Annotated in this window: 10 protein-coding genes; 6 read left to right on the top strand and 4 right to left on the bottom strand. The window is 58.9% G+C overall.

All coding sequences use genetic code 11. The annotated features are described in order from the left end of the window. Positions 1-15 precede the first annotated feature (15 nt). The 3 genes from QDY28_RS27030 to QDY28_RS27020 form a co-directional block, all read right to left on the bottom strand. The gene (locus tag QDY28_RS27030) at positions 16-945 is read right to left on the bottom strand and encodes an ABC transporter substrate-binding protein (RefSeq protein ID WP_331384410.1); all 930 of its coding nucleotides are present in this window, start codon (positions 943-945) and stop codon (positions 16-18) included. A gap of 128 nt (positions 946-1073) precedes the next feature. Then, positions 1074-2099, bottom strand: a complete 1026-nt coding sequence (locus QDY28_RS27025) for an amidohydrolase family protein (protein WP_331384409.1) — start codon at positions 2097-2099, stop codon at positions 1074-1076. Then, on the bottom strand, positions 2099-3289 hold the full coding sequence (locus QDY28_RS27020; protein WP_331384408.1) for a cytochrome P450: 1191 nt from the start codon (positions 3287-3289) through the stop codon (positions 2099-2101). Before QDY28_RS27020 ends, QDY28_RS27025 begins: the two co-directional genes overlap by 1 nt. A gap of 223 nt (positions 3290-3512) precedes the next feature. Between QDY28_RS27020 and QDY28_RS27015 the strand changes: the two genes are divergently transcribed. From QDY28_RS27015 to QDY28_RS26990, 6 genes are all read left to right on the top strand, one after another. Then, the gene (locus tag QDY28_RS27015; protein WP_331384407.1) at positions 3513-4304 is read left to right on the top strand and encodes an ABC transporter ATP-binding protein; all 792 of its coding nucleotides are present in this window, start codon (positions 3513-3515) and stop codon (positions 4302-4304) included. After that, a complete protein-coding gene (locus QDY28_RS27010; protein WP_331384406.1) occupies positions 4301-5011 on the top strand; it encodes an ABC transporter ATP-binding protein in 711 nt (236 codons plus the stop codon). The genes QDY28_RS27015 and QDY28_RS27010 overlap by 4 nt, the downstream gene beginning before the upstream one ends. Beyond that, positions 5011-5892, top strand: coding sequence for a branched-chain amino acid ABC transporter permease (locus QDY28_RS27005; RefSeq protein ID WP_331384405.1), 882 nt, complete (start codon positions 5011-5013; stop codon positions 5890-5892). The genes QDY28_RS27010 and QDY28_RS27005 overlap by 1 nt, the downstream gene beginning before the upstream one ends. After that, positions 5889-6884: a branched-chain amino acid ABC transporter permease gene (locus QDY28_RS27000; RefSeq protein ID WP_331384404.1), complete on the top strand. Its 996-nt coding sequence runs from the start codon at positions 5889-5891 to the stop codon at positions 6882-6884. Before QDY28_RS27005 ends, QDY28_RS27000 begins: the two co-directional genes overlap by 4 nt. Then, the gene (locus QDY28_RS26995) at positions 6881-8113 is read left to right on the top strand and encodes an ABC transporter substrate-binding protein (RefSeq protein ID WP_331384403.1); all 1233 of its coding nucleotides are present in this window, start codon (positions 6881-6883) and stop codon (positions 8111-8113) included. The genes QDY28_RS27000 and QDY28_RS26995 overlap by 4 nt, the downstream gene beginning before the upstream one ends. Before the next feature lie 308 nt (positions 8114-8421). Beyond that, positions 8422-9801 carry an aminomethyl transferase family protein gene (locus QDY28_RS26990; RefSeq protein WP_331384402.1) on the top strand — a complete coding sequence of 460 codons (1380 nt, stop codon included), beginning with the start codon at positions 8422-8424 and terminating at the stop codon, positions 9799-9801. A 186-nt stretch (positions 9802-9987) separates the two neighbouring features. Here the strand turns inward: QDY28_RS26990 and QDY28_RS26985 are convergent, their stop codons facing one another. Further along, positions 9988-10887, bottom strand: a complete 900-nt coding sequence (locus QDY28_RS26985; RefSeq protein ID WP_331384401.1) for an alpha/beta hydrolase — start codon at positions 10885-10887, stop codon at positions 9988-9990. Positions 10888-11171 lie beyond the last annotated feature (284 nt).

Genomic DNA, 11171 nt, shown 5'->3' with positions numbered 1-11171 from the left:
CCTCCCGAGATGCAATCAAACGTATTTCAACCAGCCGACCGCGCCCTGGAGGAAGCTGCGCTCGAACACGCCTGCGGCGCTCGATCTGGCTGCTTCGTCAAGCAGATTGGCCCGGATCATCAAGTCGACCGTGGCATTCATCGCAGCTTGCGGAATTGAAAGATCGCCGGGCCACATGCCCATGTCTCGCATGTAGTGAAGGCCGCGTGAGGCGAGTTCGCTGTCGTCTTTCGTGGTAATCCGCTGGAAAATCGGAAGCGTGATGTCGTCGCGGCTCGGGTCGTTTGTTATCGCATAGGCCTCGAACAGCGCCTTGAGGAAACGGCCGACCACATCGCGGTTGCTGTCCAACCAGCTTTTGCGGCCGATGACAGCGGCAAAGACGATCTCGGGGATGACATCGTTGATCTCGCCGATCAGGTTGTAGCCTTCGCGTTCGGCCAGGAAATTCCATGGCGCGGGCTGTGGAGCGCAGGCAATTTCCCCCGCCTGCAGGGCTTCCCAGCGCTTAGTGTGGATGCCGGCAAGTTCGAATTCGTAGTCGCCGGGATACCGCAGGCCTTCCTTGGACAGCAGCATTTGAGTGTAGATCGCCGTGCCCTCTGTCAGTGACGAGGTGCCGACCTTTTTGCCCTTGAGGTCCTCGATCGTCTTGATCGAAGGCTGAGCGACGAGCGACATCGGCAGACGATTGGAATTCGAGGCGATGACCCTGAGCTCGCCGCCTTTGGCGAAGTTCGAGACGGCACCTTCAGGTGGCGTTATCGCGAGATCGGCCTCGCCTTCGACAACGGCTGTGGTCGCCTTGTCGACGGTACCCATCTTCTTATATTCGATCACCAGCTCGTGCTTGGCGAAAATTCCATGCTCTTCGGCCACGAAGACCGGGAGCCAGTTGAACCCTTGCGCCCCGCCTGCGAGGCTTAGATGTTGGCTGGAAGCCATATGATTTCTCCCTGATATTCGTTCGAGCGGTCAGCGCTTTACGGAAACGCTTTCCTGCTCTATCCCGTTGTTTTCACGCATTCCGGACGGAAAACCGCTTCGCACTTTTCCTGGAAGTGCTCTGGGCTTCAAAGTCCGCGCCCGCGCAATCTTTCGTCCAAAAGCGGATAGACTCGTCGCGCGTTTCCTTCGAAGACCGCCTGTCTCTGATGATCGTCGAGGGCGAGATGGTCGATGTATCTCTTCGTGTCGTCGAACGGGTGCCCGGTCTCCGGATCGGTCGCCTTCACAGCGCCGAGCAGCTCGGAACCGAACAGGATGTTCTTGGTGTCGACGACGCGGAAAAGCGTATCGATGCCCGCCTGATGGTAGACGCAGGTGTCGAAGAACACGTTGTTCATCAGGTGCGTGTCGAGGCCCGGCTTTTCGAGCATGATCGACAGGCCGCGATAGCGGCCCCAGTGATAAGGCGCGGCCCCGCCCCCATGTGGTATGATGAGCTTCAGTTCCGGATGGCGCTCGAACAGGTCTCCCTGAACCAACTGCATGAACACCGCCGTGTCCGCGTTGATATAGTGCGCGCCCGTCATATGGAGACAGCGCTCGCAGGAGCTGGAAACGTGGATCATCGCGGGGACGCGGAGGGCGACCATTGCTTCCCACATCGGGTCCCACCATGGATCATAGATCGGCGGCGCGCTCCAACGCCCGCCTGACGGGTCGGGGTTGAGATTGCATCCGACGAAACCGTTTTCGACGCAGCGCTCCAACTCCTCGATGACATCAGACAGGTCGCCATCGATCGTCTGCGGAAGCTGGCAGACGGCCGCGAAATTATCCGGGAACATGTCGACGATCCGTCCGATATTGTCGTTCGACAGGCGCGACCACTCCTTGGCGACCGACAGCCCCGGCACATGGTGTCCCATGCCGGAAGCACGGGGGCTGAGCAGCGTCACGTGCGATCCGCGCTCGCGCTGAATTTTGAGCTGGTTCGCCGCAATAATGTCGTACAACTGCTTGTCGGGGATTCCCGGATAAACGGGTGGCTCGGAAGCCTTTCCTTCCGCATAGGCGACTTGCGCCGTACGGAAAGCGTGGTGCTCCGGCGGTTCGGTCGTGAAGTGGCCGTGGCAGTCGATGATCAGCGACATCACGCATTCCACTTCGCGGGGAGGTCGGAGATGCCACGGAACCGCCAACCCTTGCCCTTGATTTCCCGCGACACATCGAGACGAAGATCGGGCAACTCCCGAAACACTTCGGTCAGCGCAATCTCACCCATCGCACGGGACAGGAAGTGGCCGGAGCAGAAGTGCGGACGGAATCCAAATGACAGGTGCTGCTTCTTCTTGCGGAACATGTCGAAGCGGTCGGCATCTTCAAAACGCGTCTCGTCGCGGTTGGCCGATCCCATGACGATAGCGACGGACGATCCCTTGGGGATGACCGTGCCGGCGATCTCGAAATCTTCTCTGGCGATGCGCGGCGTTACGCCGATGGGCGCAATCCAGCGCAGACCTTCGTCGAAGGCGCGCATCGCGTTTTCCTGCGGCTGCTCCGCCATAAGCTTCGCCTGGTCGGGATTTGAAAGAAGACCCGCGCAGGCGTTTGCCGCTGCATGCCCCGGCTCCTGAAGACCGCCGAGGATGATGACGCGCATGGTCGGGGAGATCTCCTCCCAACTGCGAACCTCGCCCTTTGGCATGCCGCCGTACATGACATGGCTGAGCAGCGAGTGGTTCGGCTTCGAAAGGCACGCCTGGTAAAGATCGCCCATCTGCCTGTCGATGTCGGCGAGCGCCTCGTCCAGTCGCTTCCATATGGCCGGATCATTGCTGACGTTCTGCAAGCCCAGCGCCATCGCGTGAAACCACTCCACGAGGGTTTCGTTTGGCGTCTCCCTCAGGCCGATGACGTCGCCAATACACCGCACCGAGATCGGCTCGAAGAGTTCCGCCGTCAGGTTCGCTTCGCCATTCTTCTTGATGGCGTCGATGTAACGCTGCACGACCGGGCGTGTCAGACCTTCGACAAACGAACGCACGCGTTCCTGCGTGAGATTTTCGTCGATACCCTGGCGGAGGCACTGATGATCCTCGCCAGACATGGTTAGGACATTCGGCATGCCCATGACGCGAGCTTCCGGACGGTCCGCCGAGCCCGACGGCCCGAACACCTTGTCGTTGCCGCCGATCGTGCGGCAGTCGTCGAACCGCGTAATGAAATATTCCTTCGTCCCCTCGAAGAAAGCCACCGGCTGCTCCGCACGTAGCCTCGCGTAGACCGGATAGGGATCCCTATAGAGATTTTCGCCCGTCAGTTCAGTGTGCGTTCCTGTCATTGATTTCCTCCCTCACCCCTCCCTCGCGGAACCCTGCCGCCATGTTCTCCAGCCCGGCGGCACGAATTCTGAGGACGTTTCCTTAGAGCAGCAATCGCGATGCCCAATGGTGCTTGACATACCGAAACGTCTTCGGATACTGATAGGTATCCAAAGCGGATTGGGCTGTCAACAAGAGAAATGGACAAGCCGAGGAGAGACCGCTTCGGTAGGGAGGAAATCAGTGAGCGACAGCAGCATCGCCGAGGTGCGCCTTGTGCTCGAGGCGCGGGATGTTTCCGTGCAATTTGGCGGGGTCAAGGCCCTGACCAACGTGTCGGTTTCCGTGAAGGCAGGAGAAATCTGTGGCTTGATCGGACCGAACGGAGCGGGCAAATCGACTTTCCTCAACGCCGCGACCCGGCTTGTCAGTTACACAAGCGGATCGATCATGCTTGACGGCCAGCCGCTCAAGGGCGTGGGCTCGCGCGACATGATCGGAATGGGCGTCGCAAGGACCTTCCAGAACCTTGGCCTCTATGCCTCGATGACGGTTCTGGAGAATGTCATGATCGGGGCGCATCACCGGTTTGGCGGCAAGTTCACCCAAGCGATCTTCGCTCCATTCCGTGTAAGGTCGCAGGAACGGTCCGCACGCGAGAAGGCATTAGCGGTGCTTGAAGAGGTCGGCATGGTCGAGCTCGCCCCGCGCTTGGCCGGATCGCTTCCCTATCCCCTGCAGAAGCGCATGGAGATTGCTCGCGCGCTTGCTGCCGAACCTAAAATTCTGTTGCTTGACGAACCTGCCGGCGGTCTGACGCACGGCGAAGTCCACGAATTCGGAGCGCTCGTCGACGGTATCAGACGCAAACGGAACCTCTCCATTCTTCTCATCGAGCATCACATGGGCTTGGTCATGAGCCTTTGTGACCGGATCGTTGTGCTGCACCTGGGCCGCAACTTGGCCGAAGGCACCCCTTCCGAAATCAAGTCTAACGATGCGGTGATTGCCGCCTACCTCGGGAAAGCGGCATGACGCTGGATCTCAAGAATTTCTCGGTATTCTACGGCAAGACGCAGGCGCTGTTCGACTGTTCGTTCTCAGTGGGCGAAGGCGAGTTTGTCGCCCTGCTCGGCTCCAACGGGGCCGGGAAGACGACGCTGCTGCGCGCCGTATCCGGACTGCTCCCGTTCAAAGGCTCGGTGGCCTTTTCCGGTGCGCCGCTCGACGGGATCGTCGCGCAAAAGCGTCTCGCACTCGGCATCGCTCATATACCCCAAGGACGAGGAACTTTCTCTGAGTTTACTGTCGATGAAAATCTGTCGCTCGGCGCGACGATCGTCTCCAACCGATCACAGGTGAGGGAGGATAAGGAACGCTGGTATGAAACATTCCCGCGTCTGCGCGAACGGCGCGACCAGCTTGCGGGAAATCTAAGCGGCGGGGAACAGCAGATGCTGGCTGTTGCGCGCGCGCTCATGTCTCGCCCGAAGCTTCTGATGTGCGACGAGCCATCGCTCGGTCTCGCACCTTCGATCACACAGGAAATCCTGTCGATTTTCAAGACGCTCAACGAGGAGCACGGCATGACGCTGCTCGTGGTCGAGCAGAATGTCGACATCACCCTTCAATATGCCGACCGGGCCTTCGTTATCGAGGCCGGCCAGATCGTCGCGAGCGGTGCGGCAAAGGAGCTGATCGACAACGAAGACATCAAGAAATCTTACCTGGGAGTTGCCTGATGAGCCTCTTCTTCCAGCTCGTCGTCAGCGGCTTGACCACGGGCGCAATTTACGCAGCGCTGGCCCTGGCGCTCGTCCTCATCTTCAGGGCAACCAACGTCGTCAACTTCGGCCAAGGCGAGATGGCGACCTTTTCCGCCTATGTTGCCTGGCAGTTGATGCAATGGGGCGTGCCGCTCTGGCTTGCGGTCCTCGCGAGCCTCTTCGTGGCATTCGGTATAGGGGTTGTGACCTTCCGCGTCATTATCCGGCCGATGATGAGCGCTCCTGTGGAAGCAATCGTCGTCATTACGCTAGGCATCCTCGTCCTTTTCCAAGCGGCGTGCATGTGGATGTGGGGCGCCGAACAGCTCCCGTTCCCCAGCCTCTTCCCGGAAGGCGGTTTCGATATCGAGGGCGTTCGTGTGCTCGCTTCCGCCGTCGGCACGCTAACGATTCTTGTTGTTATCGCTTTTGCAATGGGCTTTATCTTCCGGTTCACCCGGCTTGGCCTGTCGATGCGCGCGGCGGCTTTCGACCATGCTCGAAGCGTGCTTGTGGGCGTCGACGTCGAACGCATGCTGATGCTGGGATGGGGCTTTGCCGCTGTGATCGGGGCGCTTGCCGCCATCCTCATTGCCCCCCGTCTGTTCCTCAGCCCGACGATGATGACGCCAATCCTCTTTTACGGGCTCGCTGCAGCGACGCTCGGCGGCTGGGACAGTCCGCTTGGCGCGATCGTCGGCGGCCTCGCCGTTGGCGTCGTCGAGAGTTTGGGTGCCGGCTACCTCTCGTTCATCGGCGCTGACATGCGCATCGCGGTGCCGATTGCCCTCACGCTCATCATCCTGCTTGTGAAGCCCGTTGGCCTGTTCGGTTCCTACAAGGTGACAAAGCTATGAATGATGGATTCCGCGCAGCCGCTCTCAAGTTCGGTCTCTTCGCGATCGTCGCAATTCTTATCCCAGCCTTTGCGCCGGGATACGCGCTTCAGCAGGTGGCGATTGCCATTGCCTATGCCATTGCCATCCTCGGTTTGAACCTGCTGATGGGGTTCGGCGGCCAAATCTGTCTGGCGCAGGGAACGCTGTTCGGGGTCGGCGCTTACGTTACCGCGATCCTTAACGCCACCTACGGCGTCTCGCCGCTCGTAACGCTGCCTGCCTCAGCCGCGGTGGCGGCCGTGGTTGGGCTGATCATCGGCCTTCCAGCACTGAGGCTTCAGGGCTTGCAGCTTGCCATCGTCACATTCGGCATCGCGGCCGCGTTCCCGCAATTGCTGCTCAAGATGGGAAATCTGACGGGTGGAGTATCAGGGCTTCCGATCGAGGCCCCGGAACCTCCGAGTTTCATGTCAGATAGCCCCGAGCTGTGGCTCTATATCATATCGCTTACATGCGCAGGCATCGGTGCCCTCCTTGTCTCGCTGATGCTCTTCGGCGACAACGGGCGCGCGCTCAGGGCACAGCGGGATAATCCCCAGATTGCCCAAGCGCTCGGCATCAACCTGACACGTACGCGCCTATGGGCATTTGCCGCAAGTTCGGCGCTCGCGGGACTGGGCGGCGGTGTGTTCGGGATCATCAGCGGTTTCATCAGCCCGGAGTCGTTCCTGGCGATCCTGTCCATCAACATCGTGATCGGCAGCATCGTCGGCGGCGTCACCAGCATCGTCGGAGCGTTTCTCGGCGGTCTGTTCATGGTGTTCATCCCGACATGGGCGTCAGACATCAACCTGAGCCTCGGCAATCTGATCTACGGCCTTGCATTGATCCTCATCATGATGGTCGCACGCAACGGCGTTACTGGCTTCATCGAAAAATGGCTGTCGATGATTATTCGGAGGATGGCGAGTAGCCGACGCCCTATTGAAATGAGGGAGGAACCGACATGAGACTTGTCTCTATACTGAAAAAATGCACGACGCCGTTGGCCATCGCGGTGTTGCTCGGGTCGAGTAATGTGAATGCGGCGGAACTGTCGCCTGGTGTCACCGATAGCACTATCAAAATCGGTATAACAGGACCACTGACCGGGCCGGTCGCTGTCGTCGGCGGCGTCGCTGAAGGCATACGCGCGCGGATCGAACAGGCCAACTCCAAAGGTGGCGTCAAGATGGGCGACGGCAAGACCCGCAAGATCGATCTTATCATCGAAGACGATGGTCTTGATCCCCAGCGCACGTTGGCGAACGTTCGGAAGATGGTCGAGAAAGACCAGGTATTTGCTCTCGTCGGTACGGCGGCGACGCCAAACAATCTGGCGATCGGCCGCTATATCACGCAGAAGAAGGTGCCGAACATCTTCATGTATTCCGGTGTCGTCTCGCTGAACGCTCCCAAATGGGAAGTCGGTTTTGTGCCTTCCTTCTCGACGGAGGCGGATTCGTTCGCTGAATACCTCAAGGCGAATAAGCCGAATGCCAAAGTGGCGTTTTTATATCTGAACACGGAAACCGGCCAGACCTTCATGAAGGCCTTCGACCGCGCGATTGATGGCTCGGCCGTGAAGGTGATCGAACGTCAACCTGTAACCTCACAAGATCCGACAGTCGAAACGCAACTCAATACCCTCAAGGCTTCCGGCGCGGACACCCTGGTGATTATCGCTGCTCCGCGCCAGGGGGGCGAGGCCATCCGCTTCCAGTCCGAAAGCGGATGGAAGCCGTTGACTCTGGTTACCAACCTTTCCTCTGCATACCCCGTCCTTCAATCCGTGGGCCTGGATAACGCGAAGGGCATTATTACGTCGGACTTCCTCAAGCCGATCATCAGTGACAAGCCCTCAGGCGACGAGGGCATTGATCGCTACCTCTCAGCAATTGCTGCAGCCAAGGTGAACTTCAATTTCGCAAACACGATCGGTCAGACTGGTTATGCTATCGGCGATTCCTTGATCCAGGCTCTCGAGAAGCTCAAGAATCCGACACGCGAGGAGCTAATCAAGGCCGTGCAAAATATGGATGGCTGGAAAAATCCGCTTCTTCTGGATGGCATCACGATGACCACGAAGGAAGGAAGCGACATTTTCCCGATTGAAGCGCTGCAGCTCTATCAATTCGACGGCCAGAAGTACGTGCCGCTCGGCGACCTCCTGCACTTTGAAGGCAAGACAAAGGAATGATGTAAAACTAAGGGCGCTGAACCGTTGTCGTCAGCGTCCTTATTCACCGCCAAGTTTTGATCAGGGCAGGTGCCCGTGACTTCGGTGAACGGGTGATAAAAGTGTTTTTGTGCGTTTCGGCCATGGCGAACCGTCTACTTGCAAGGCGGGCGTTCCTTCGTGACGCGTCTGCGTCCCTTCCGTGAGCAGAGCCGAACAAAGATGCTTGACATACCAAATGGATTTTAAATACTAAAAAGTATCCGGAAAATGATGGATGTGGCAACAGCCATCGACGGATGCATCAATTCGGCCACGGGAGGAGTATCATGGCTGCTGGTGGAGGAGCTCCGAGGAGCCTCGAAACATTGATCAATGAAGCGGGCGGAGCGGTGAAGCTGCTGCGCGGGTCCAATATCGGCCCATATGTGTTTCCGGGCATACGCCCGGAATTCACCAACTGGCGCGACGAGGTGCAGTCCTGGAAGGACAGCGTCGCGCTTCTGGAGCAATCCTATCACATGACCGAACTGCATTTGCGCGGACGGGACGTGATCCCCTTTCTGTCGCAGTTCGCGCTCAACAAGTTCGATCCGTTTCAAGTACGTCGGGCCAAGCAGATCGTTCTTGCAGGTCATGACGGCAATTACATCGCCGACGCGATCCTGTTCCGTGAGGAGGAGGAGTTTTTCCGCGTCGTCGGTGCGCCGTTTGCGAGCGATTGGCTTCTCTACAATGCCCAAGGCACATCTTTGGACGTGAGCGCAGAGAAGAATGACAACTGGTCGGTCCGTCAGGCGCCGCGCGATGTGTTCCGGCTCCAGCTCCAGGGGCCGCAGGCATTGGCCCTCATGCAGGAGGTAACGGGCAATACGCTGCCGGAAATCAAGTTCTTCTTCATCGGCGAATTCCAGATCGCCGGCAAGAACGTGCGGGCGTTGCGGCATGGCATGGCGGGCACGCCAGGCTTCGAACTCTACGGCAAATGGGAAGACCAACAGGCCGTGCGGGAAGCACTGGAAAGGACCGGCGAGAAATATGGAATGCGCAAGATCGGCGCGCTTGCCTACTCCACCACGGCGCAGGAATCCGGCTGGATGCCAATGCCGCTGCCGGCGATCTATCACAGCGCCGAAATGAAGCCCTACCGCGAATGGCTCAACAACTACTATCTGGAATCGATTGCGTCACTCGGCGGTAGTCTCGTCTCCGATCGGATCGAGGACTATTATGTTGACCCTATCGAAGTGGGTTATGGCGGTCTTGTCGACTGGAACCGCGACTTCATAGGCCGGGCGGCTCTCAAGGAGAAGGCGGCCAATCAGAAGCGCACCAAGGTGACACTCGTTTGGAATGACGACGATGTCGCAGCGACAGTCAAGGCGTCACTGTTCGACAATGAAAAGCCTGGCCGCTTCATGGCGCTTCCCACCCCCATGTACGCCACATTCGAATCCGACGCTGTTCTGAAGAACGGAAAGCTTGCGGGCGTCTCGCAATGGTCCGCCTATTCGGCGAACGCAAAGCGCTTCATTTCGCTTGCTCTCGTCAATGTCGAAGATGCCATTCCAGGGACGGAACTCACCGTTCTTTGGGGTGAACCGGATAGCCGCCGGCGAACGGTGGACCGCCATGAGGTACGCGAAATCCGCGTGACAGTGGCGCCCGCGCCTTATTTCGACAAGGTTATCAAGACGGGCCAGCAGTAAGCTGCCGGTATTCGACTACACCGCTGTGCAGCATGCTGCACAGCGGTCGGCATGAACTTCGAAAATGTTCATGCCGAAAGCGTCGCAGCTTAGAAGCACCCATGGCGCTTTTTTCACTGTGCGTCGTTAAGCCCTTGCAAATCGCGAATGCGGGACGGGCCGCCGTGACATCGAGATATGTTTGATCTATCTCTCTGCTCCATCGATGCATCGCCGAATGAAGTTTCCCGCATGCACGATCGCCTGACGTCCTGCTTCGAGCTTTGCATTCCAAAGCGGCCATGCGTGGATCATGCGCGGCCAGATCTCGAGTGTCACCTCGACGTCGGCTTCGCCCGCGGCCGCTGCAAATCTTGTGGCATCGGCAAGCAGGGTTTCATCGGAGCCGACCTGGATGAGGAGCGGCGGCATTCCCTTCAAATCGGCATAAAGAGGAGAAACACGCGGATCCTTGCGATGCTCGTGCGCGGGAACGTAGGCTTCGGCGAGCTCAAGCAAATAGCCTTTGTGAATGAGCGGATCGATCGCATCCTTCGTCTCCAGCGTCGTGCCAGATAGGGTCAGATCGGTCCAAGGTGAAATCAGCCAGCCGCACGCCGGCAAGGCCTCGCCGCTGGCGAGCAACGCGTTGATCAGCGAAACGGTGAGGCCCGCGCCTGCGCTGTCTCCGCCGATGGCGATGTGCTCGGCCTTTATGTGTTCGCGCAAAAAGCGCCAGGCGGCGATTGCATCATCAAGGGCTGCCGGGAACGGATTTTCCGGCGCAAGGCGGTAGCCGACAGCGAGCGTTCGCGCGCCCGCCGCACGCCCGGCTTCGGTCACCAGGCGGCGATGGCTGACGATCGAGCCCGAGCAGTAGCCACCCCCATGGAAGAACATGAGAATATGCGAAGCATCGCTGCCCGGCGCCAATGACCATTCCGCGGAGAAGCCGTTCAATTCGACCGCTTCCACTTTGATATCGTCGGCAATCGGCCAGGCAGCCCCGACTTCCTCGATTCTATGCCGGCGCTCCGCCCATCCGACGGGGCGAGGCTTGGAACTCAATAGGGCGCGGATGGCATCGATTTCACGGTGGTCCGTCATCTTGATCTCCATATAGGCCCGGATCGGATCGTTGCTGGATTTCAGTGGATGCAGATGTGATTGCCGCTGGCCAAACGCAAATGTCGTCAGGCCCGTTCTGTCCCTTTGGGATATTCTTGGGGAATGCCGTCTCAGTTTTTCGAGCGCCCGGCGGTAGAATAGAAGCGCCTTTGCGCCGTTGCAAGAACGCAGCAGGTAAGGCCCGCGAACGAGCTGAGGTGCCCTCGCCATGCAGCATGCCCAAACGTGGTAATCTGGATACGTTCCGTCGCATGGTGCCGGTC

Source organism: Rhizobium sp. BR 362 (assembly GCF_036528765.1).
In the GTDB taxonomy this organism is placed as follows: Bacteria; Pseudomonadota; Alphaproteobacteria; order Rhizobiales; family Rhizobiaceae; genus Rhizobium.
Note: the sequence above shows the minus strand (reverse complement) of the source record. Positions and strands in the feature narration are given on the sequence as shown.